We start from the raw sequence: 25626 nt of genomic DNA, 5'->3' as shown, positions 1-25626 counted from the left end.
GGATGGATTCCACTATGAGTGAGTACAAACAAATAGTCCGTCAGTTCTTTTCCCGCTTTTTCCGGACGGATGGGCTCGACGACGCAGACGACGTATTTGCAGGCGGTTACGTGAACTCATTGTTCGCGATTCAACTTATCGCCTGGCTGGAGAAAGAGTTCTCGATCACGATCGAGGATGACGATCTGCAGTTAACAAATTTCAGCACGATTAATTCGATTGCGCAGATGCTTGGAAGAAAAGTAGGTGTAGTTGTGCCTGCTTGAAGATACTTAAATTTTGAGGGCTGTGATTGTGATCAAGGGAATGGAAACACATAGTCGGCAGAGCGAATTTCGTCAATTTGCTTTAGACAAAGTCAGCCCTTTTGCGGAACTCCATGATCGTTCTCAGAAGCTATCTGATTCGATCAGATCGGATCTGGCTCAGAATGGTTATTTCGCTCCGTTCTTGCCACATCGTTGGGGCGGCGCATCGATGGACATGGTGACTTACGGGATCCTGCATGAGGAACTCGGTAGAGCCTGCTCGTCGGTGCGCACGCTTTTAACCGTGCATGACATGATCGCCCATACGATTCTTCGTTGGGGCGGCGCTGGCCTGAAAGAGCGTTGGTTGCCGTTGCTGGCCAAGGGAGAGGCCATTGGTGCGCTTGGGATCAGCGAACCCAACGCGGGCAGCGATATCAATGCTGTTGAAACGGTTGCGGTTGCCGATGGTGATGAGTTTCTCCTTCACGGCCAAAAGAAATGGATCAGCTTTGGCCAAATCGCCGATCTGTATTTGGTCCTCTGCAAATACAACGATCTGCCAGTAGCGTTTCTGGTCGAGCGCGATAGGCCGGGACTTTCCGTCGAACCGATCAACGACATGTTCGGCACACGCGGATCGATGCTGGCTCTGGCGACGTTCAAGCATTGCCGCGTGCCTAAAGAAAATATGATCGGAAAGCCCGGCTTCGGGGCGACAGTGGCACAAACTGCGCTTGGACTCGGTCGCTATTCGGTAGCGTGCGGTGCGGTGGGTATCGCGCAGGCCTGTCTCGATGCGTGTTACGAGTATGCCAATAGCACTAAACGTTCAGGCGCTTTCCTGAAAGAACATCAGCTTATCCAGCAGATGATCAGCGACATCATCACGGATAGCGTCGCGGCGCGGTTGTTGTGCCGCCAGGCGGGAGCAATGCGCGAGTCCGGAGATTTCCAGGACATCATGCATACCTTTATCGCGAAATATCATGCGTCGACCGCAGCGATGCGGGCGGCGGATCGCGCAGTGCAGATTCATGGTGCGAATGGCTGCAGCCCCTCCTATCCGGTCGAGCGCTTGATGCGAGACGCCAAGATCATGGAGATCATCGAGGGCAGTACGCAGATCCAGCAAATCACGATCGCCAATCTCGGCTTCCAGGAATTCGAGCGACAGAAGCTGATGGCGGGAGGCGATTCCGCGGGACACCACGCCAGTGCGCCGGAGAGGCGGCAAGTCGAGTTCGATGCGGTGACGCAATGAACGCTGTCATGGATGAGCGTGCGTTAGCGGATCTGTTCGTCGCACCCATATCAGCATGCATCGCGGATTCGGACATGTTCTCCGCACCGCTCTTCTCCGAAGAAGAGGCTTACATCCGCAAAGCCATACCGGCGCGGCGTCGGGAATTTTCTGCAGGCCGCGCTGCAGCGCGCAAAGCGTTGGCGAAGGCGGGCGCAGATGTGGGTCCGATCGTTGCCGAGCTCGACCGCAGTCCACGTTGGCCGGACAGTTTCTGCGGAAGCATCACGCATTGCGAGGGTTTTTGTTCCGCAGTAGTCGCGCGGTCAGTCGATGCGGATGGCGTGGGATTTGACGCCGAAGAAGCAAAGCCACTCGGAAGTGATTTGTACCATTTGGTTTGTCGACCGAATGACCTTGAGCATTTCCATCCGTTGCCGCGCATCGATGGCGTTGATTGGCCGAAACTCGCCTTCAGCGCCAAAGAGTCTTTTTATAAGTGCTATTACCCAAGCACACGTTCCTTTCTTGGGTTTCGAGATGTTTCCGTGATTTTTTCCGTCACAGCGGAAAATTCTAAAGAGGGAACCTTCTTGATCATTCTGGAAAATAAAGTGAAACCCATGCCACGTCCTTCGACTGATTTTGTCGGACGCTGGTTTGTCCATGGTGAGCGTGTCTATACCGGCGTGACGCTCCCGCGCGCTTGAAGTGCGCAGCGAGGCGGCGTGATTGACGCATTCGAACGATCCTTCTAGTGGGAGTTGGGTGATGCAAGACATTCAATCTTCGAAGACACATGACTCGGACACAGAGCGCCGGAAGCTCGTCGAAGAAGTGCGCAGTGCCGGCCATGCAACAGTGGGTACGTATTTCCATGCCTTGGCCGCTGTTCTGCCTGATAAAGCGGCGGTGACCAGGTTGGTCGACGGCGAGACCGAAGGTGCGCCCAAGACCTTTGCAGAGCTGGACCGCGAGGCTCGTTCGTTGGCGGCCTATTTTCAAAGCCGGGGAGCGCAAGGTGCCCGCGCGATGATGTTGTTCGATGCGGGCGCAGAGGTCATGCAGGCCTTTCTGGGCTGCGCTTATGGCGGAATTATCGCCGTACCGATGCCTGCGCCGCTTTCGGGGAAGGTGGAACGCTATCTGAATCGCGTCAAAGGTGTCGTTTTAGATTGCGACATACGTTTCATCCTGACGACGTCATCCGTTCTGAACACGCTGCGTGACATCGCCAGCACCATCGACGGGCTCACCGACGTGGAATGGATTGCGGTTGACACCTTGGCCGATCAATCGAGCGCATGGCGCGAACCGAAACAGGAGGCGGAAGACATCGCCTACTTGCAATACACCTCAGGGTCTACCTCGACGCCGAAAGGCGTCATGGTCACCCATCGCAATCTGATGAAGATCATTGACTACAACGGCACCGCTTCGGGCTGTCCCACAGCCGGAACGCAAGCCGTTTGCTGGATGCCCTATTTTCACGACTTCGGTTTGATTGACGGATTGCTGGTGCCTTTGGCGTTTGGCATGTCGGTTTACGTCATGACGCCGTTCGAATTCGTAAAGAATCCGGTGCGCTGGGTCAACGCGATTCACCGCTATCGCGCGTCCCATAGCTCGGGACCGAATTTCGCGTTCGATCTCGTTGCGCGCAAAACGACCGCTGAGCAGCGTCGACTGCTTGATCTGAGTTGCTGGCACAGAGCCAACAATGCCGCCGAGCCAATCCGCAACACCAGCACGGATCGGTTTATCGAGGCATTCGCACCATGCGGTCTGCGGCGCGATGCAATGGCCCCAGCCTGGGGGCTTGCCGAAGCGACCTTGTTGGTTACGTTGGCCGATGCGGGGCCTAAATATTATTCGCTGGATGCGACCCTCCTGCGAGATCACAAGGTTCAGTCGGCCAAGGATGGGCAAGCATCGATCGTGATGATGGGCTGCGGTCGCGTTTGGCCCGGGCCCTGGAAGATCGACGTACGCATTGTCAACCCAGACTCGTTCGAGCTAAGTAAACCTGGGGAAATCGGGGAAGTTTGGGTCAGCGGCGACCTCATTGCGAAGGGCTATTGGAACCGCCCGAGCGATACCGAAGAAAAGTTTCACGCGCAGATCAAAGATTTGCCAGGAGAGCGCTACATGCGCAGTGGCGATCTTGGGTTTATGGACGGCAACGAGTTGGTGTTCACCGGCCGTAGAAAAGATTTGATCATCATCGAAGGGCGCAATCACTATCCGCAGGAAATCGAAAAGACCGCGGAAGCCAGTCATCCGGCACTACGCCCAGGCTGCACGATCGCGTTTTCCGTCGATGCGGACGAACACGCGAGACTGGTCGTCGTCAGTGAGATCGGCACCGAGTACTGCGTTGGAAACAGCGTCGATGGTGATGCCGGCGCGCTGGCCGTGTCGCGGCGAGATCTCGAAAAGGCTATCCGCAGCGAGGTGGCGGAAGAGCATCAGATTCGAGTGCATGACATTCGATTCATTCCTCCCGGTTCCATTCCGAAAACGACAAGCGGGAAGCTGCAGAGATCCCTCTGTCGGGAGAAGTATGTAAGCCAATCTCTGTTTGAAATTGCGGGTAATTGATCGGTACGCCACCACAAATTCTTCATCGGCTCCGGCGCTGGGGCGTTGCTTATCGTTCCGGCGACAGTGGCGACTCAAGCTTTGCTATCCGTAGTTGCGATCTTTCGCTGTCTTTTCTTCGGAGGAATAGAGATGTCTAGCGATGCATTGTTGGTTGAGTTGGAAAAAGACAGAGAAGAGCGGCGCACTAAGTCGGTCAAGGTAGTCGTCTGGGATCTCGACAATACGATCTGGGACGGTGTTCTCCTCGAAGATGAGGCCGTCACCTTGATTCCCGGCGTCATGAATGTGATCCAGGAGCTCGATCGCCGCGGCATCCTTCAGTCGATTTCGAGCAAGAATGATCACGCCACCGCCATGGCGAAGCTGGGTTCGTTCGGCATCGCCGAATATTTTCTCTATCCGCAGATCAACTGGGGATCAAAGGCCGTCTCGGTGCAGGCGATCGCCACGGCGATCAATGTCGGTATCGATAGCATTGCCTTTATCGACGATCAGTCGTACGAACGCGAGGAAGTGGCGTTCTCGCATCCGGACGTGTTGTGTGTCGACGCGATCGAGTTTGACGCCATTCTCGAACGGCAAGAATTCATTCCGCGTTTCATCACGGACGAATCCAAAGGCCGCCGACTCATGTATCTCAGCGATATCCAGCGCAACGCGGTGGAAGCGGAGTACGAAGGGCCGAAAGATGATTTTCTGGCGACCCTTGGTCTCAAGCTGACGATGGGAAGGGCGACCGAAAATGACTTGCAGCGAGCGGAAGAGCTCACCAAGCGCACCCATCAGTTAAATACCACCGGGCGCACCTACAACTACGATGAGCTGAAGGCGATCATGGATTCGCCCGATCACGATCTGCTTATCGCCGGATTGGAAGACAAGTTCGGCGCCTATGGAAAGATCGGCCTGTGCTTGTTGGAGCGCGCACAGGAACATTGGACGGTGAAGCTGCTGCTGATGTCGTGTCGCGTGATGTCGCGTGGCGTGGGCACGATCATCATCAATTATTTGATCTCTGAAGCCAACAAGGCTGGCGTGCGTTTGCGCGCTGAATTCATTCGGACTGATCGAAATCGAATGATGTACATCACTTACCGTTTCAGCAATTTTGAAAACGTAAGTGAAGTCGGTGGCATCAGTATTTTGGAAAACGACTGCCGCGTGGTGCCGGATTATCCCCCCTACGCCTCCGTACATATCGTGGACGGTATTGGGTGTCGTGAAGATGTATTCGCATAGCTCGAGGGTGTTCCGTTTCTAGATTCGCATTCGATTTTATTACTCGAAAATTCCAGCGCTGAGTGAGAGAGGTGTGCGGTGAGGATCTTACGTTTTCTGTTCGGGTACGCTCCTGGAGTGATCATTGTCACCACGATCATCTCAGCTGTCGCTGGATTGACCGCCGTCCGCTTGCTGATGATATTCAATGCGCACCTCAGGGGTGTCGTTGACGGGAATGCGGACATTTGGGAATTCATCGGTCTTTGCACTGCCGCAGCAGTGGCGAGTTTCATTGCCAGGGTGAGCATTTCCAAGTTGGCGCTGTGGTCGGCGTTCGACCTTCGGCTCCAACTCGGACGGCAATGGATCAATACGCCGCTTGTCGAACTAGAGCGCGATGGCAACGCCAAACTGCTGTCGGCCGTTACCCAGGACGTGGATCGTCTGTCGGAATCCATGCGCTCGCTCCCTGCGGTGCTGGTCGACTACACGGTGACCATCGCATCCTTCTGCTATCTGGGATATCTGTCTTGGAAGCTGTTGCTTGTGCTGGTGGGTTTCATGGTAGTCCTGACCGTGACGCGCGAATTTCTGAAAAAGAAGTTCGAGCAATACCTGCGTGAAGCGCGTGCTTTTGCGGAAACGATGCTAGCCACGTACAACGCGATGAGTGGTGGCATCAAGGAACTGAAAATGAACTTGTCCCGGTGGAATGGTTTTTACGCCGGTGAGCTCTATGACGTATCGACTAAGTACCGGGATAGAAATTACAGCGCTGAACTGCTGTTTGGAGTTATCTACGGATACTCCGAAATAGCTTTTTTTATTTTTGTCGCGTTGCTTATCTACGGTGGAAAACTCCTGGGCGGAATTTCCCATGAGGTCATGATCAGCTTCATGGTCACGCTTCTTTACATGAAGGCGAACATGGATCGCGTGATCGAAAGCGGCAGCCAATTCGCTCGCGCAGGTGTGGCGCTGGATAATCTTGAGGCGCTTGGCGTGTTCCGGCACTCGGCGTCGATGTCCGTGACTGAATTGCATTCGCGCAACTCACGTGACCGCGTCGCAACTGCTGTCGCAAACGATGTGAATCTCGGCGAACGGCCGCATGCCTCCGGTTGCAACATAAAACTGACTGGCATTGGCCACACCTACGGCGGCGTCGATGGTGAAAGCGGTTTCGAACTCGGACCGATCAGTCTCTCTATTGAAGCGGGTGAGTTGCTATTCATCATCGGTGGCAACGGCAGCGGCAAGACCACGTTCGCGAAAATTCTTTGCGGGCTTTACGAGCCTGGACGTGGTGAGGTTTGGCTCAATGGCGTGAGAGTTCAGTCGGAGAACCGGGCTTGGTACACGCAGCACTTCGGCACCGTATTTTCGGACTCATATCTTTTCAGCAAACTCTACGGCACCGAGGATTTACCGCAGACCGATGCTGTTATCAGGGCATACCTGCGTGAATGTCGCCTGGAGAAAAAAGTACAGGTGCATGAAGGCAGGTTTTCAACCATCTCTTTGTCACAAGGCCAGAGGAAACGCCTGGCACTCGTCACGACTTATGTCGAGGACCGCCCCATTTATCTGTTTGACGAGTGGGCGGCGGACCAGGATCCCGAGTTCAGGGAATTTTTTTACTACAAGATTCTGCCCGAACTGAAAGCCAAGGGTAAAACCGTCATCGTGATCAGCCACGACGACCGCTATTACCACGTCGCGGACCGGATCGTAAAACTCGACAGCGGTCGCATGGTGCATGGAATCCCTCAAGAGATAGCCGTGCCTGCTTGAAGTACTTCCGTTCGATTCTTCAGCGGCCTCGGCAAACGCCTTTGCTGCTGTCAATCAATGAATTGCAATCGATGGGTGCCAAATGCGTACTATGGATAAGAACGTTATTGGTCAGTGGCTCGTCGAGCATCTGGGGGAAATCAGCGGAGTCTCGATGTCGGAGATTACGTGGGATGATTCCTTTTCGGATCTCGGTCTATCCTCCAGCGAAGCCGCAGCCCTGACCGGCGATTTCGAGCGTTGGCTCGAAACCGAACTGCCGGTCACTCTGTTTTACGATTTCGATTCCATCGGCGACGTCGTCGAATATATTTCTGCGACGGGTGAGCGGTCGACGCAACGCTCTTCCCGACCTGCGGAGCCGGCATTGCCGGCGCAGGAGCCGATCGCCATCGTCGGCATGTCCTGCCGTTTTCCGGGCGCACAAAATCTCGCTGAATTTTGGGAATTGCTGAGTTCCGGCAAGGACGCGATTTCGGAAGTGCCTGCGGCGCGTTGGGATCTGGACTCCGTCTACGATCCGGTCATCGGCACACCGGGCAAGATGAACACGCGACATGGCGGCTTCATCCCTGACATCGAGGAATTCGACGCCGAAGCGTTCGGCATAGCGCCGCGCGAAGCAGAACGCATGGACCCGCAGCAGCGGGCGATGCTCGAAGTTGCATGGGAGGCGCTCGAAGACGCTGGCCTCAATCGCGACGCCGTACGCGGCAGCCGGGTTGGTGTGTTCGTTGGTCTGTCGAACCAGGAATATCGCGACCGGCAATTCAGTGATCGCTGCTCGATCGACGCTTATGCAGGAACCGGTAATTCAGCAAGCATCACGGCTAATCGAATTTCCTATTTCTTCGATTTGCGCGGGCCGAGCTTATCGATCGACACGGCTTGTTCCTCGGCTTTGACGGCGATTCACATGGCCTGCCAAAGCCTTCGCAGCGGCGAGTCGCGAACGGCTTTGGTGGGCGCGGTCAATTTGATGTTGACGCCGGAATTCACCATCGTGTTTTCGCAGGCAGGATTGTTGTCCTCGGATGGGAAGTGCCGAACGTTCGATGCGGATGCGAGCGGCTATGTTCGTGGTGAAGGCGCCGCGGCGCTGGTGCTCAAAACCTGTTCGCGCGCGCAAGCAGATGGCGACCGCATTTACGGCGTGATCCGCGGCAGCGCAATCAATCAGGATGGCAGGACGCTCGCGCTGACGACGCCGAACCGGGCGGCCCAGGAAGCGATGCTGGAAGCCGCCTATGAGGCGGCGGCCATCTCGCCGGCGGACGTCGACTATGTCGAGGCTCACGGAACAGCGACACCGATCGGCGATGTGATCGAAGTCGCTGCCTTGTCGGCGGTGTTGCGGCAAGGGCGACCGGCCGATCGCAAATGTCTGATTGGCTCGGTCAAGACGAATCTCGGTCACCTGGAGGCTGCGGCCGGCATGGCCGGTCTTATCAAGACCGTGCTGGCGATGAAGCATCGCCAAATTCCCGCCTCGCTCCATTTCGAACGACCGAATCCGCGCATCGGCTTCGACAAGACGATGGTGGAAGTCGTCACGGCGCTGACGCCGTGGCCGACTAGCTCGCGCTTGCCTCTGGCTGGCGTCAGTGCGTTTGGTTTCGGTGGCACCAACGTGCACGTAGTTTTGGAGGCTGCTCCGACAGAGGCCGAAAAAGACGACGAGATCATCTTCAGAGCTTTCCCGGTTTCAGCGCGGACTGCTGCTGGCCTGGAGCGTGCGTGCCGCGTTGTCGATGAGAGCTTGCGCGGTGGCAATGCGCCGTCCCGCCGCAATCTGGCGTATACGCTAACGAAGCGTGAAAGCTATCCCTATCGTGCGGTCGTTGTCGCGGATGCGGCTCCTGGTGCCAGTCCTGTAGTTGCGAAATCGGAACGTTTGCTTTCTCCCGAGATGTCGCCGGCATTCGTGTTTGCCGGTGTCGGCGATCACTACCTTGGAATGGGACAGGGTCTTTATCAAGCCGAACCGGTATTCCGCCAATGGGTGGATTACTGCTGCGGCTGGTTGAAGAGTGAACTCGACCTCGATCTGCTGGATGTCTTCCAGACGCGGCCATCGAGGGAGGCCAGTGCGGGCGACGCATTCCGCCGCATGGTTGCCGGAGAGCGAGATCTTGGCATCCTGGCGCAGACCGAACTGGCGCAGCCGGCCGTGTTTGTACTGGAATACGCGTTGGCGCGCCTGCTGGAAACATGGGGAATTGCGCCTGGAACATGTGTCGGCTATAGCCTTGGGGAATATACGGCGGCGACGCTCGCGGGCGTGTTCTCGCTGGAAGACGGGCTCCGGATCGTTGCGACCCGGGCGCGCTTGATAAGCGAATTGCCGGCCGGTGCAATGTTGGCCGTACCGCTTGGGACGGAAGCGCTTGGCGAATATCTCAATAAGGATGTGGAGCTGGCGATCGGCATCGTCAACGGTCCGCGTCTGAGTGTCGTATCGGGCCCGCTCGCGGCGGTCAAGGCGATTCAAGAAAAGCTGCAAGAAGATGGCTTTATCAGCCGTCTCCTGGGCACCTCGCACGCTTTCCATTCGCCGATGATGCAGCCGGTGGCGAAGGCGCTGTCGGATTTGATCGACGGCATGCAGCTGTCTGCTCCGCGCATCCCGATCCTGTCGAACGTGACTGGCGACTGGTTGCAAGATGATGAGGCGACATCCTCTGCCTATTGGGGACGTCATCTTTGCGAAACCGTGCAATTCGGTGCTTGCCTCGAAAAGCTGTTCGAGCGCGAGTCCGGCGCGTTGATCGAGATCGGCCCAGGTCAGAGTCTGAACTCGCTGGCCCGCTTGCACCCCAGTTTTAATCAACGCAAGCACCTGGTGGTTTCCACCTGCCGTGGCGCGTTCGATCCGCAAGAAGATCAGGCAGTCTTCCTCAAGAGCCTCGGTGAATTCTGGTGCGCCGGCGGTTCCGTAAATTGGGACGCTACATTCGAAGATGCCCCCGGCAGCCACGTTTCGCTGCCCAGTTGGTTGTTCGATCGCCAGCGCTATTGGCTCGAGGCGCGGCAGCAGGTGGTTCCGTCGACACAAGAAGTTGGCGAGAAGATTGCGGATATCGGCAAGTGGTTCTACCGAGAATCGTGGAGCGAAGCATCGGTAGTGCAGGCCAGTGCGGATGCCGGGGCGGCAAACTGGCTCGTGCTGTTCGCAGATAGTTCTGCGGGCGAAGCGTTGAGCAAGGGTTTGCGTGGATCGAAGCGGATCGTATCGACCGACGTCGCGTCGGATCCCGAGCGTCTGCGGCGCGCGATTGGCGAGATGCGGAAGGAAGGCTTTGTTCCGAATCGCATCGTGCATCTTGGTGGTTTGACCGCGGAAGATGACTTTGACGCTGCGCAGGCGCGGGGGTATTTGAGCCTGTTGGCGTTGATGAAGGCGCTGGGAGAGAGTCGGAGCACAGCGCCGATTCAACTCGATATCGTTTCGAATGGACTGTATGCGGCACGGATGGACGATGCGATAAGCACGGCGAAAGCAACGCTGATCGGTGCGATCCGTACCATCTCACAGGAATATCAGAACGTCGCGGTGCGCAGCGTCGACATCGACGGCATCGATGCGGAAGCTGGCAGTCGACTGCTGGCGGAGATTCTGTCGCCGAGCGAGGACGTCGCGATTGCCTATCGTGGCGATGTGCGTCTGGTGCAGCGCTATGAGTCCGAGCCGCTGGCGGAAGTCGCGGCGGATCGCGATGTGTTGCGTCAGGGTGGTGTATACGTCATCACCGGCGGCCTCGGCAACGTCGGCTTGACTGTGGCCGGAATGCTGACCCACCGCTATCACGCAAAGGTCGCGCTGCTATCGCGTCGTGCATTCCCTGAGCGTGCGCAGTGGGAGCAGTGGTTGTCCGAGCATGACGCCGAGGAATCCGTCAGCCAGCAGATCACCAAGCTGCTCGAGATGGAAGCCGCCGGCGGTGAAGTGCTGGTGCTTACCGCGGACGTTGCCGACGAAGCGCGGATGGGTGAAATTTTTGCCCTCCTCGACGAACGTTATGGCCAGGTGCATGGCGTGTTTCATGCCGCCGGCCTTATCACTGCCGCGTCCAACAACATCATCGGCGAACTGACGGCGCAGCAAATCGATACGCATTTCAGTGCGAAGATTCGTGGAACGCTGGCGCTCTCGCGTTTGCTGGAAACGCGCAACGCCGATTTCTGCCTGGTGTTCTCGTCGATTTCGGCGGTGCTGGGTGGCCTTACCTTGTCGGCTTATGTCGCGGCGAATGCATTCGAAGACAGTTTCGTGGTGTCGCGGCGCAATGCCGTGGGTACGCGCTGGGTCTCGGTGAATTGGGACACCTGGGCGAGTGGTCGGGGGACACAGGACAATAAAGGCACCACCCTGGAAGGGTTGTTGATGTGGCCGGACGAGGGCGCCGAGGCGGTCCGTCGGGTGTTGGGATCGAGCGCGTCTGCGCGGCTTGTCAATTCAACGGCGGATCTGTGGTCGCGCCTCGACCAGTGGGTGTATCGCAAGGCGGCATCCCCGACTGGCGGCAACACGGAGCGCAAGCTTTCTTACTACGCGCGCCCGGCGGTGAGCACCGCCTATGTCGCGGCGAGCAGCAAGATCGAGAAGCGCGTCGCCCGGGTTTTCCAGGACGTGCTGGGGATCGACGCGATCGGGCTGGAAGATAATTTCTTTGAGCTTGGTGGAAACTCGCTGGTCTCTTTGCAGATCCTGGCGGAATTGCAGCGCGAGTTCGAAACGCAGCTGTCGCCGATCCTGATCTTCGAGGCGCCCAGCATCAGCGCGGTCAGCCAACGCCTGGCGTCGTTGCTTGGGGGCGAAGATCGACCGGCGGCAGCTGACACCTCGGCCAGGCGTCGCCGATTGGTCAAGCGTGGTTCGACTTCTTCGGATATCGCCATCATCGGCATGGCGAGCCGGTCTTCGGGAGCGCCGGATATTCGCGCGCTTTGGGATAACGCGCTGAACGGTGTCGAATCGTTGGTCCGTTTCAGTGATGACGAATTGCGCGAAGCCGGCGTCGATCCGGCGCTTGTGCACAATCCCGCTTACGTGAAGGTGCGCGGCGTCGTCGCGGACATCGACCTGTTCGATGCGGGCGTGTTCGGCATCAGTCCGCGCGAAGCGGAATTGATGGATCCGCAGCATCGCCTGATGCTGGAGACCGCGTGGGAGACGCTGGAACATGCCGGCTACGATTCGTATCGCTATGACGGATCGATCGCTGTCTTCGCCGGCACCACTCCCAGCGAATACCAGGCTGGCCTGTTTTTAGATCGGGCATTGTGGGAAGGGCTCAACGAGTTCGATACCTATCTGGCCAATACCCAGGATTCGCTCGCTACCCGCGTTTCTTACAAGCTAAATTTGAGAGGGCCGAGTCTCTCGGTCGGCACGTATTGTTCGACGTCCGGCGTCGCGATCCACCTGGCGTGCCAGAGCTTGCGCGCCGGCGAGTCCGATATGGCGTTGGCAGGCGGCATCTCCCTGCGTGTTCCAAGCACGGGCGGCTATCTCTACGAGCCTGGCAATCAGGCTTCCCCCGACGGTCATACACGTACATTCGATGCGCGCGCACAGGGCACCGTGTTCTCCGACGGCATCGGCATGGTGTTGCTGAAGCGTCTTGAGGACGCGATTGAGGACGGCGACACGATCCACGCGGTGATCAAGGGCTCGGCCGTCAACAATGACGGTTCGCTAAAGGCTGGCTATACCGCGCCTAGCGTCGAGCAACAGTCCGAAGTGGTTTCAATGGCGCTTGAGAACGCCGGACTAAGCGCCGCTGACATTCATTATGTCGAGGCGCATGGCACGGCAACCGAGCTGGGCGATCCGATCGAGTTGGCGGCACTGACCAAGGCGTATCGCGAGAGCACCGACAAGGTTGGCTACTGCGCGCTCGGCTCGATCAAACCCAATATCGGTCATACCGACCGCGCCGCTGGTGTGATCGGCGTGATCAAGGCGACCCACGTGCTGAAGTCGGGCTTGGTGCCGCCGACGCTGCATTTCGAGCGGCCCAATCCCAAGATCGATCTGGCCAACAGTCCGTTTGTGGTGAGCAACCAGCGGCAGGAACTCCCGGCCTCGGTTTCGCCGTGGCGCGCGGGCGTGACGACACTGGGTGTCGGTGGCACCAATGTGCACTTCATTCTGGAAGAAGCACCGGAGATCGAGCCGTCGGGTCCCTCGCGTGGCGCGCAACTTTTGTTGTTGTCGGCGAAGACGCAAGCGTCGCTGGATGGATTGTCGGCGCGACTGAGTGCGCATCTACAAGAACACCCCGAGCAGAACCTGGCGGATGTGGCCTACACGCTGCAAACGGGACGCAAGCGGTTGGAATTCCGCAAAGCAGTGGTCTGCAACGATCACGGCGAAGCCATCGCTGCACTGCAAGCAGACCAACAGCCGCATCTGGCACCGAACGGCAAGCCGTCGGTGGTGTTCATGTTCCCGGGCGTGGGCGATCACTACCAGGACCTGGCTGCGGATCTGTATCGGACCGAGGCAGCGTTCCGCGATCTGATCAATCATTGCTGCGCCGTGTTGGAGCCGGTGATCGGTTTGGATCTGCGCGAGGTGCTGTTCACGCCAGGTGGCTTGTCCGGCCAGCCGCGTGCAACGATGGATCTGAAGGCTCTGCTAAAGCGTGGCGATCAGAGCGCGCGCGCAGATGATCGTCTGCAGGCGACATGGTTGGCACAGCCTGCAGTCTTCGTCATCGAATACAGCTTGGCGCAATTGCTGATGAGCTGGGGTATCCAGCCGCAAGCGATGATCGGTTACAGCCTGGGCGAATATGTTGCTGCGGCGGTAGCAGGAAGTCTGAGTTTGGAAGACGCGCTGCGCCTGGTCGCGTTGCGCGCGAAGTTGATTGAAGCGTTGCCGGGCGGGGCGATGTTGGCGGTGCCGTTGGCGGAAGCGGAAGTCGCTGCGCTGCTACCGAAAGATGTATCGATTGCCATCTGCAATGGCCCGAAGACCACGGTGGTATCTGGCTCGGACGCAGCGATTGCAGCATTCGAAGCGACGCTTGCCGCAAAGACGATTGTCAGCCGTCGTTTGCAAACCACGCATGCGTTCCATTCGCCGATGCTGGACGGCGCGGCCGAAGGACTGCGCGAGCTGTTAGCGGACGTGGTGTTCTCGGCACCGGCGATTCCGTATCTGTCGAATCTGACCGGCACCTGGATCGGCGAGCAGGAAGCGGCCTCGGCGGATTATTGGGTGTCGCATATGTACGGCACGGTGCGCTTCGCCGATGGCATCGGCGAGTTGTTGGGCGAAGACAAGGGACGCGTCTTGCTGGAGCTGGGCGCGGGCCAGAGTTTGGGCTCGTTCGTCAAGCAGCATCCGGCGTATGGGCGTGGGATGGCGGTGATCCCGACGCTACGCGCACCGTTCCAAGATCAGCGCGATGATGCTTTCCTGTTGGGCGCCGTGGGCCGGATGTGGTTGGCCGGCATCGAGCCGGATTGGGCGGCTTTCTATCGCGAAGAACGCCGTCTCAAAGCTTCGTTGCCGACCTATGCATTCGATCGTCAGCGCTACTGGATCGACACGGAAGTAACCGATTGGTCTCTCGTAAATCGCATGCTGACGCAGGCGGAGAAATCACCGCTTGCCGATTCGTTCTACGTACCGTCGTGGAAGAGCATCGGGACGGTTGATGGCGCATTGAAGACATTCGCACTGCCGACCGGTTCGTGTTGGTTGATCTTTGCGGATACGGACGGCATCGGCGATGCGTTGGCCGCGGCAGTGAAACCGCTTGGCATCGAGACGGTGTTGGTCAGGCGTGGCGATGCTTTCGAGGTCGCAAACGATGGTTCCCTCTCGCTTCGTGCCGCAGAGAAGGACGATTACATTGCGGTGCTGAAAGATCTCAAGCGCCGCGGTCTGACGCCCGCACGGATCGTGCATTTGTGGGCGGCCGAACGCTGGGACGCTGATCTGTCCGGCCATTTACAAGAACACCTGGAAACAGGCTTCTACAGCTTGTTCCATCTGGCCCAAGCCATCGGTGAGCGGCTAAGCGATACGCCAATCGAACTGTGCATCGTCGCTAGCGATATGGAGCCGGTGCTCGGCACGGAAACGATTCACCCGACGAAAGCGACGTTGCGCGGTCCGTGCAAAGTCATTCGGCAGGAATTCGCAAGCGTCGCCTGCCGCAGCATTGATCTGTTCTCGTCCAGCGAAGCAGTGTTGGCGGCAGATCGATTGGGATCGCGTCTGGCCGCCGAGATTCTCTCTGGCGAAGATCAGTTCACTGCATTCCGCGACGGACAACGTTGGATTGCGGTCGCTGAGCCGGTGCAAATCGAAGCGCCATTCGATGAGATTCCGCGCCTGAAGGAAGGCGGGGTTTATTTCATCACCGGTGGTTTAGGCGGTATCGGCTTCGCTTTCGCCGAGTATGTGTACCGAACCCGCAACGCGAAGCTCGTGCTGGTGGGCCGATCAGGATTGCCGCCGCGCGAGGAGTGGAATGCGATTCTTGCCGCAGGCAAGGACGACCAGCTCACCGAACGCGTGCGCAAGATCAGCGGTCTGATCGAGGCCGGCGCCGACGTGCTGATGATCACCGCCGATGTGGCTGATCAGACCCAAATGGATGCGTCGGTACGCGAAGCGGTCGCTCGGTTTGGAACAATCGATGGTGTGTTCCATGCAGCGGGTCTGCCTGGCCAAGGTTTGACCCAGCTGAAGACCGTGCAGGTTGCGGCGGACGTGATGGCGCCAAAGATCCAAGGCACCTTGGCGTTGGATCGTGCGCTGTCCGGGATAAAGCTCGACTTTATGATTTTGGTGTCGTCGATTGCGGCGATCACCGGCGGCGGCCCCGGCCAGATTGATTACTGCGCGGCGAATGCGTTTATGGATGCATTCGCGCAGCGTCATCGCGCGAAGCATGGCGTGACGGTATCGATCAACTTCGGTGAATGGCAGTGGGATGCATGGAGCGATGGCCTGAAAGGCTATCAGCCGGAAATGCAGGAAGCGCTGCGCAGTCATCGTCGCCAATTCGGCATTACGTTTGAGGAAGGCATGGAAGCGGTGCGCCGCATCCTTGCGCTCGATGTGCCGCAGATGATCCTACTGCCAGAAGATGCGGTGGCGATGATCGAAGGCAGCAACAGCTGCTGGGTTACCAACATATCGAGTGCCGTGCAGCAAACGCGCGGTCGCCGCCCGACCGCCTATCCGCGTCCGGCGTTGTCGAGTCAATTCGTTGCGGCCAGCAATGAAATGGAACGCAAGATCGCTGCAATTTGGCAGCGTGCCTTGGGTATCGACCAGATCGGCACCAAGGACAACTTCTTCGATCTCGGCGGTAATTCGCTGGTCGGCTTGCAAGTAGTTGCCGAATTACGCAAAGAGCTGGACGTCGATCTGCGTCAGGTCGTGCTATTCGAAGCGCCGACGATCGATGCTTTAGTCCGTTATCTGTCGCCCGCGACGGAAGATTCCGTCGCCCAGGACGCCGGCCGAGTGCTGGCCGAGCGACGCGAACGGGTAAGAGTTGGAAGTGCTTCGCGCGATATCGCACTCGTTGGCATGTCCGGACGTTACCCAGGCGCGAGAACCCCGCAAGAGTTGTGGAAAAACGTCAGCGCCGGCGTGGAGTCGGTGACGTTCTATAGCGAAGCGGAATTGCAGGAAGCGGGCGTCAGTGCAGCCAAACTGCGCAATCCCAACTATGTGCGGGTGGGCTACGACGTTGCCGACTTCGACGTCTTCGACGCACGGTTGTTCGGTTATGCACCGCGCGAAGCGGAGATGATCGATCCGCAGCATCGCCAGTTTCTCGAATGCGCCTGGGAGGCGTTGGAAGATGCCGCGTGCGATCCCGAAACCTATCGCGGCTTGATCGGCATTTTCGCTGGCGCGGCGGGCAGTGCCTACATGCACAACGTGCTCGCGCATCCGGAGCTATTGACCTCCGGTCTGGCGACGCTGCAAGCAGGCATCGGCAATCATAACGATTCGCTGGCAACGCGGGTGGCTTACAAGCTCAATCTGCGTGGTCCGGCAATGTCGGTGCAGACGTTCTGCTCGACCTCGGGCGTGGCGATGCATGCCGCCTGCAAGAGTCTGCAGTATGGCGAATGCGATATCGCCATGGCCGGCGGTGTGCACATCGGCATCTCGGGCAAGGCTGGCTATTTATATGAAGAGGGCGGCATCGATTCGCCCGATGGTCATACGCGTACGTTCGATGCCGATGCCAAGGGTTCAGTGATCAGTGACGGCGTTGGCGTGGTGGTATTCAAGCGTCTGGAAGATGCGCTGGCCGATGGCGATCATATTTATGCAGTAGTGAAGGGCTCGGCGCTCAACAACGACGGTTCGTTCAAGATCGGCTATACCGCACCCAGTGTCGAAGGTCAGGTCGCGGTGGTCACCGAGGCATTGGCGGTGGCGGCCGTTACGGCGGATAGCATCAGCTTTATCGAAACGCACGGTACGGCAACCGAGCTGGGCGATCCGATCGAAGTAACAGCGCTGACCAAGGCTTATCGTCAGAGCACCGACAAGGTCGGTTTCTGCGCGTTGGGTTCGATCAAGACGAATATCGGCCACACCGACCGCGCCGCTGGCGTGACCGGCATGATCAAAGCCGCTTTGTCGCTGCAGCACGAGCGGATCACGCAAGTACTGCATTTCAAAGCGCCTAATCCGAACATCGATTTTGCCAACAGCCCGTTCTTCGTCGCAGAGCAGGCGATGGCATGGCCGCGTGGAGCGGTGCCCCGTCGTGCGGCTGTCAATGTGCTCGGCTTGGGCGGCACCAATGTGCACTTCATTCTGGAAGAGGCACCGGAGCTTGAACCATCTGGCCCGTCGCGCGGCACGCAATTGCTGTTGTTGTCGGCAAAAACGCAATCGTCGCTCGATGGTTTGTCCGCGCGACTGAGCGCGCATCTGCAAGAACATCCCGAACAGAATCTGGCCGATGTGGCCTACACGCTGCAGATGGGACGCAAGCGGTTGGAATTCCGCAAAGCGGTGGTTTGCAACGAACGTGGCGAAGCCATTGCCGCGCTGGAGCAAGGTGGCGAACAGGGGCATTTGACACCGAACGGAAAACCGTCGGTGGTGTTTATGTTCCCCGGTGTGGGCGACCACTATCAGGACATGGCCGTCGATTTGTATCGCACTGAGCCGGTGTTCCGCGATGAACTCGATTATTGCTGCGAGCAGTTGCAGCAAGTGATCGGACTTGATTTGCGCGAGCTATTGTTTACGCAGGCGGGCAGGGTAGGTGGCGCGCGCCCGGTGTTGGATTTGAAGGCACTCCTCAAGCGTGGCGAACAGGGGCCGCAGGCGGACAACGCCTTGCAACAAACCTGGTTGGCACAGCCGTGTGTGTTCGTGATCGAATACTGCCTGGCACATCTGTTGATGAGCTGGGGCATCGTGCCGCAGGCGTTGATTGGCTACAGCCTGGGCGAGTACGTCGCCGCGACGGTAGCCGGCAGCTTGTCCCTGGAGGATGCACTGCGCGTGGTGGCCTTGCGCGCCAAGCTGATCGACGCGTTGCCGGGCGGGGCGATGCTGGCCGTGCCGTTGCCGGAAGATGAAGTGCGCGGGCTGCTGGGCGACGCGCTGTCGGTGGCGATCTGCAACAGCCCGAAGATGACCGTGGTATCCGGGGCGACGGCGGCGATCGAGGCGTTGGAAGCACGCTTGAGTGAACGTCAGGTCATGACGCGCCGGTTGCAGACCACGCATGCGTTCCATTCGAACATGATGGAACCGGTGTGCGAAGGCTTGCGCGAGTTGCTGTCGGATATCGCGCTGAAAGCACCGACGATTCCCTATCTGTCCAACCTGACCGGCACATGGATCGAAGAAGCGCAGGTAACTTCGCCGGACTACTGGCTGTCGCACCTGTGCCAGACGGTGCGTTTTGCCGACAGCGTCGGCGAGTTGCTGAAAGACAAGGAACGCGTGCTGATCGAAGTGGGCGCTGGGCAGAGCCTGGCCTCGTTTGTCAAGCAGCATCCGGGATACGACAAGGACGCAGCGCCAGTGATCTCGGTGCTGCGTGCGGTATTCCACGAGCAAGCGGACGATGCGTTCCTGCAAACGGCGTTGGCAAAACTGTGGCTGACCGGTATCGAGCCGGATTGGGCGGCGTACTACGCGAACGAGCGTCGCCTGAAGCTATCGCTGCCAACGTACGCCTTTGAGCAACAGCGTTACTGGATCGAGCCGGGCAAGTCGAACCTGGAGGACGATGCCGAGAACGGTAAGCTCGCCGATATCGGTCGCTGGTTCTACCAGACGCAGTGGTTGCCTTCGCCGCTGGGCGCCAACGCTACAGACGCTCAATCGCTGGAACAGTCGACGTGGTTGGTGCTGCTCGACCGTGTTGGTGCGGGCGCCGCGCTGGCGAGCAAGCTGCGCGAACACGCGCAGCACGTAGTGACGATCACGGCGCACGAAACAGCGACGTTCAGTGCATCGGCCACGCATGACTATGTGATCAATGCAGGCGATCCCAGCCACCTCACACGTGTGCTGCGTGAACTACGCCAAGCCGGCATCACGCCCGAGCACATCGTGCATCTGGGCAACGTCGACGACGCGCAGACATTCGACGCTTTACAGGAGCATGGCTTCTTCAGCCTGCTCGGCCTCGTGCGTGCGCTGGACGAGAGCCGCATGACCGGCTTGATCCGTCTGTTGGTTGTATCGACGGGTTTGTACGCAGTGAGAGACGGCGATGCGATGAGTTCCGGCAAGGGCACCAGCATTGGCGCTTGCCGCACTATTCCGCAGGAATGCCCCAACATCACGTTGCGCAGCATCGATCTTGACGTTGTCGATATCGATCGTCTCTTTAGCGAAGTGGTCGCCACCACCGACGACGTAGCAGTGGCATACCGCGGCGACGAGCGTCTGGTGCAAACCTACGCCACGCTGCCTGCGGACGAAGTACTGCCGGATCATGACGTCTTACGTCAGAACGGTACTTATGTCATTACCGGCGGCCTCGGCAATGTAGGCATGACGCTGGCAGGCATGTTGGCGCGTCGTTATGCCGCCAAGGTGGCCTTGCTGTCGCGACGCGACTTCCCCGCGCGCGAGCTGTGGGATACCTGGCTGAGCGAGCACGCCGGCGATGACGAAACCAGCCGCCAGATTATCCAGTTGCGCGCGATAGAAGAAACGGGCGGTGAAGTGCTGGTGCTGACTGCCGACAGCGCCGACGAAGTACGCATGGGCGAGGCGTTCGCCTTGCTCGAAGCGCGCTACGGGCAGATTCATGGTGTGTTTCATGCCGCCGGACTCAACACGCTTGAGTCGCACAACATCATTAAGGAAACCACGCGGGAGCGCTGCGAAGCGCATTTCGTCGCCAAGGTGCATGGTACGCAAGTACTTGGCAAGTTGCTCGAATCGCGCCACGCCGATTTCTGCATGTTGTTCTCCTCGCTTTCCGCGACCTTGGGTGGCATCACGCTATCGATGTATGCCGCGGCGAACGCATACGAAGACAGCTATGCATTGTCCCAACGCAACAATGCAAATACGCGTTGGGTGTCGGTGAACTGGGACAGTTGGGCACGCGAAGGCGAACAGTTCCATAAGGGAACCACGCTCGAAGCTTTCCTGATGTGGCCGGATGAAGGTTCTGAAGCGGTGCGTCGCGTGCTTGGATCGACCCGCGCGAATCACCTGATCAATTCTACGGCCAGTCTGCACGCACGCCTCGACCAATGGGTGTATCGCAAGCACCTGCGGCAGAAGTCCGCACGTGGCGAAGCATTGTCTTATTACGAACGTCCGGCGCTAAGCACGTCTTATGTAGCCGCCAGCAATGAAGTCGAGCAGCGCATCGCGCAGGTATTCCAGGATGTGCTGGGCATCAACAAGGTAGGCCTGGACGATAACTATTTTGAACTGGGTGGCAACTCGCTGATCTCGTTGCAGCTCATTGCCGAATTGCAACGTGAATTCAATGTGCCGCTGTCGCCGATCCTCTTGTTTGAGGCATCGAGTGTCAGCGCGTTAGCCAAGCACTTGTTGCCTGCCAATGAATCTTTGATGCATGCGCCGTCGAAGGTTGACACGGACAAACGCCGACAACGAGCCCGGCGCGGTAATGCGGGTTCGGGTATCGCGATTATCGGCATGTCCGGTCGCTTCCCTGGCGCGGATGACGTCAAAACATTCTGGAATAACGCGTTGAACGGGGTCGAATCCTTGACCATCTTCAGCGACGACGAGCTGCGCGAGGCGGGTGTCGATCCGGCCTTGATCCATAACCCTGCCTATGTAAAGGCACGCGGCATTGTCGAGGGTGTTGATCTGTTCGATGCGGGTGTATTCGGAATCAATCCTCGCGAAGCTGAATTGATGGACCCGCAGCATCGCCTGATGCTGGAAGTCGCCTGGCAAACCCTGGAGCACGCGGGTTACGACTCGCACCGCTATGACGGTCCCATCGGCGTGTTCGCCGGCACCATGCAAAGCCTGTATCAAATGCGGCTGCATACGGACCGCGAACTGTGGGCAGGGCTGGATTTCTTCGATACGGCAATGGCCAATACGCAAGATTCGTTGAGCACGCGCATTTCGTACAAGCTCAACCTGAGTGGTCCCAGCTTGTCGATCGGTACCTATTGTTCGACCTCGGCTGTGGCGATCCATCTGGCTTGTCAAAGCTTGCGTTCCGGCGAATCGGATATGGCTCTGGCCGGCGCTGCTTCCTTGCGCGTGCCGAGCCGGCAAGGCCATCTGTTCGAACAGGGCAATCAGGGTTCGCCAGACGGTCACACCCGCACTTTCGATGCACGCGCCCAAGGCACGGTCTTCTCCGACGGCGTAGGCATGGTGCTGTTGAAGCGTCTGGATGACGCTCTGGAAGATGGCGACACCATCCATGCGGTGATCAAGGGCACGGCGATCAATAACGATGGTTCGCTAAAAGCCGGCTTTACCGCGCCCAGCGTGGAGCGTCAGGCGGAAGTCATCACCCTCGCGCTCGCCGATGCCGAACTGACTCCCGCCGATATCCATTACATCGAAGCGCACGGCACAGCCACCGAATTGGGAGACCCGATCGAAGTGGCGGCGCTGACCCGAGCGTTCCGTCAAACCACTGCAGAAAAGCAGTTCTGTTTGCTTGGTTCCATCAAGAGCAATTTTGGCCATGCCGACCGTGCGGCGGGCGTTTTCGGTGTGATCAAGGCCACACACATTCTGCAGACCGGTTTGGCGCCGCCCACGCTGCATTTCGAGCGGCCCAATCCAAAGATGGATCTGGCCAATAGTCCGTTCTTTGTCAGCAACCAGCTTTATCGACTGCCTGCTACCGCAACGCCGCGTCGCGCCGGTGTGACGGCCCTCGGTGTGGGTGGCACCAATGCACATATCATCCTCGAACAAAGCCCGACCTTAGCGCCGTCGGAACCCGGCAAACCGTGGAACTTCCTAACGCTATCGGCCAGGACGCCGACAGCACTCGATGCCATGCGTGAAAACCTGGCCGAAGCGCTTGAGGCCGATGAAAACATTCAGTTGGCGGATGCGGCGTTCACGCTGCATCGCGGTCGTCGCGAATTCGGCGAGCGCCTCGCGGTGGTGGGACGTGACCACGCCGAGATGGTGCAGGCGTTGCGCAACCACGACTCCGTACGCCACGTGCGCGGCAGCAAAGAATCGGCCAAACGACCGGTAGCGTTTCTGTTCCCTGGCGTCGGCGAACAGTACGTCAACATGGCTGCCGGACTCTATCGAGAGCTGCCAGAGTTCCGCCAAGACATGGAGCACTGCTTCGATCTTCTGCGTGAATTCGACATTGATCTTCGCGACGTGCTTTTCGTTGAAAACATGCCGGCGCAGAATCAGGAAAAACGCATGCTGCGCGGCGATGTCGCCCAGGACAGCTTTACGCAGAAGCTCAATCAAACCGTGCATGCGCAGCCGTGCATGTTCGTACTTGAGTACTGCCTCGCGCGGCAGCTGATGCGTTGGGGTGTGCAAGCGGAAGCGATGCTCGGCTATAGCGTAGGCGAGTTCGCGGCGGCGGCCATCGCCGGTATTTTGTCGTTGTCGGATGCTGTACGTTTGGTCGCGGGACGCGCGCGGATCATCGACACCTTGCCTGGCGGCGTAATGTTGGCCGTGCCGCTTGCGGCAAGCGAAGTCACACCGCTGCTGTCGGCGGGGCTGGCGGTCGGTATCAGCAACGGTCCCAAGTTGTGCGTGGTCTCCGGAGCGGAAGCGGCAGTCGCTGAATTCGAAAAGGTGCTGGCGGCGAAGAACATTGTCAGTCGGCGTCTGCCGACCACGCATGCCTTCCATTCGCCGATGATGCGGCCTGCTGCAGATGCGCTGCGCGAATTGCTGAAGACAGTTCCATTGCATGCGCCGAGCATGCGTTACCTGTCCAATGTCACCGGTACCTGGATTACCGATGCCGAAGCGACCGATCCGGAATATTGGGTCCGGCACATGTGCCAGAGCGCGCGCTTTGGTGAATGTTTGGATGTACTGCTCGGCAAGGGTGACTGGATCTTGTTGGAAGTGGGGCCGGGCATCAGCCTGGCTTCGCTGGTCAAGCAACGCGCTGTCGCGCTTAAGAGCGAAACGAGTCCGGTCGTTGTATCGACGCTGCCCTCGGCCTATGTGCGCGACGACGATCATGCGGTACTAACCAGTGCGATGGCGAGGCTGTGGGTGTCGGGCACCGCGCCCGATTGGAATACCTATTACACAGGTGAATCGCGCCGTCGCATTCCGTTGCCGACGTATGCGTATGAGCGGCAACGTTATTGGATCGAGATTGCGCAAGACGATTTCTCGATCGCCGACGGGATGCTCACGCAGCGCGAAAAGGCGAAGCTGCCTGATTTCTTCTATGCACCATTGTGGGCAGCGAGTGGCGAGCTCTCGGCCGATCTGAGTGCGCTCAAGTTAGCCGAGCGCGCCTGCTGGCTGATTTTCGCCGACACCGATGGGGCAGGCGATCTGCTTGCCAAGACGGTCGAACCGTTGGGTGTCGACGCGGTACGCGTGCAGCGCGGGCAAAGTTTCGCCGAGGCGGGAGATGGCACGTTCGTGCTTCGTCCCGCCGAGAAGAAAGATTACGACGCACTGTTCAAGGCGCTGAAGCGTCGCGGCCAACTGCCAAGCCGGATTGTGCACATGTGGACGGCCGAGCAGTGGGAGCAGCAAACCACGGCACCGCTGCAGGAGCAGATCGACGCGAGCTTCTACAGTCTGTTCAGCCTGGCGCAGTCCTTGGGGGACTACCTCAACGATGTAGCGGTCGAGTTGTGCATCGTGTCCAGCGACATGGAATCGGTACTTGGCATTGAGGCGATTCATCCCACCAAGGCCCTGGTCAAGGGTCCGTGCAAGGTGATTCGTCAGGAATTCGCAGACATCACTTGCCGCAGTATCGACCTGTTCTCCACGCACGATAGCCATACGGGCACGGAGCAACTTGTTGCACAGCTTGCGAAGGAGCTGTTGGCTGGCCATAAGGATCAGTTCGTCGCCTTCCGCGACAACCGACGCTGGCTTCCGCTCGTCGAGCGTGTGCGCATTGATGCGCCACTTGAGGCTACGCCACGGCTCAAGGAAGGCGGGGTCTATTTCATCACCGGCGGCATGGGTGGCATCGGTCTGGCGATTGCCGAGTATCTGTATCAGACCCAAAGCGCCAAGCTGGTATTGGTCGGACGTTCTGCGTTGCCGCCGCGTGAGCAGTGGGATGAGATCAGCGTGCAGGTCGGCGAAGACCGCGTCAGCGAACGGGTACGCAAGCTCAACAACTTGGTGAAAGCCGGCGCTCAAGTGCTGGTCATCACCGCGGACGTGGCAAATCAGGCGCAGATGAATGACGCCGTGCACCAGGCGACCGAGCAGTTCGGCACGATCAACGGCGTATTCCACGCAGCAGGCCTTCCCGGCCAGGGTCTGACCCAGCTGAAAACCGCACAAGCCGCGGCGGAGGTCATGGCGCCGAAGATTCAGGGCACGCTTGCGCTCGATCACGCGTTCGCGGGTGTGGACTTGGACTTCATGCTGCTGGTCTCGTCGATTGCCGCATTGACTGGCGGTGGCCCAGGCCAGATTGATTACTGTGCGGGTAATGCTTTCCTCGATGCGTTCGCACAACGCAACCGATCCCGGCATGGCGCCACGGTGTCGATCAACTTCGGCGAATGGCAGTGGGATGCCTGGAGCGAAGGTTTGAAGGGATTCCAGCCGGAGCTGCGCGAGGCAATGGTGGCGCATCGTCGACAATTCGGTATCACCTTCGAGGAAGGCATGGAGGCGATTCGCCGCATACTTTCGCTCGACGTGCCGCAGATGATCGTGCTGCCCGAAGATGCAGTTGCGATGATCGGGGGCAGCAACATATGTGCCGTTGCCAAACTTTCCAGCGCCGTGCAGCAGTCGCGTGGGCGTCGGCAGACCGCCTATCCACGCCCTGCGTTGTCGAGTCAGTTCATTGCGGCCAGCAATGAGATGGAACGCAAGATCGC

7 protein-coding genes (1 of these 7 only partly in view) are annotated in these 25626 nt (G+C 58.6%); all 7 read left to right on the top strand.

What is annotated here, in order from left to right; translation table 11 throughout:
• Positions 1-14 precede the first annotated feature (14 nt).
• Positions 15-266 carry a phosphopantetheine-binding protein gene (locus B0E51_RS07165; RefSeq protein WP_077444358.1) on the top strand — a complete coding sequence of 84 codons (252 nt, stop codon included), beginning with the start codon at positions 15-17 and terminating at the stop codon, positions 264-266.
• A gap of 28 nt (positions 267-294) precedes the next feature.
• Positions 295-1512, top strand: a complete 1218-nt coding sequence (locus tag B0E51_RS07160; protein ID WP_217333081.1) for an acyl-CoA dehydrogenase family protein — start codon at positions 295-297, stop codon at positions 1510-1512.
• 8 nt (positions 1513-1520) lie between these two features.
• A complete protein-coding gene (locus tag B0E51_RS07155; RefSeq protein WP_217333080.1) occupies positions 1521-2201 on the top strand; it encodes a 4'-phosphopantetheinyl transferase superfamily protein in 681 nt (226 codons plus the stop codon).
• A 61-nt stretch (positions 2202-2262) separates the two neighbouring features.
• Positions 2263-4092 carry a fatty acyl-AMP ligase gene (locus B0E51_RS07150; protein ID WP_077444182.1) on the top strand — a complete coding sequence of 610 codons (1830 nt, stop codon included), beginning with the start codon at positions 2263-2265 and terminating at the stop codon, positions 4090-4092.
• 132 nt (positions 4093-4224) lie between these two features.
• Positions 4225-5334: an HAD-IIIC family phosphatase gene (locus B0E51_RS07145; protein ID WP_077444181.1), complete on the top strand. Its 1110-nt coding sequence runs from the start codon at positions 4225-4227 to the stop codon at positions 5332-5334.
• Positions 5335-5412: 78 nt separating this feature from the next.
• A complete protein-coding gene (locus tag B0E51_RS07140) occupies positions 5413-7110 on the top strand; it encodes a cyclic peptide export ABC transporter (RefSeq protein WP_077444180.1) in 1698 nt (565 codons plus the stop codon).
• Positions 7111-7192: 82 nt separating this feature from the next.
• Positions 7193-25626, top strand: partial view of a type I polyketide synthase gene (locus B0E51_RS19165; RefSeq protein WP_143525823.1) — the 5' portion only. It continues 13813 nt past the right edge of the window; the window shows 18434 of its 32247 coding nt (coding positions 1-18434); its start codon is at positions 7193-7195; its stop codon lies off the right edge, out of view.

The sequence above is a fragment of the Rhodanobacter sp. C05 genome (assembly GCF_002001165.1).
GTDB lineage: Bacteria > Pseudomonadota > Gammaproteobacteria > Xanthomonadales > Rhodanobacteraceae > Rhodanobacter.
The sequence above is the reverse complement of the archived record's forward strand: the minus strand, read 5'-3'. Positions and strand labels throughout refer to the sequence as shown.

Bases quoted from the DNA above. Each gene is read 5' to 3' on its own strand.
- B0E51_RS07165 (WP_077444358.1), top strand. From the start codon at position 15: ATGAGTGAGTACAAACAAATAGTCCGTCAGTTCTTTTCCCGCTTTTTC.
- B0E51_RS07155 (WP_217333080.1), top strand. From the start codon at position 1,521: ATGGATGAGCGTGCGTTAGCGGATCTGTTCGTCGCACCCATATCAGCA.
- B0E51_RS07150 (WP_077444182.1), top strand. From the start codon at position 2,263: ATGCAAGACATTCAATCTTCGAAGACACATGACTCGGACACAGAGCGC.
- B0E51_RS07145 (WP_077444181.1), top strand. From the start codon at position 4,225: ATGTCTAGCGATGCATTGTTGGTTGAGTTGGAAAAAGACAGAGAAGAG.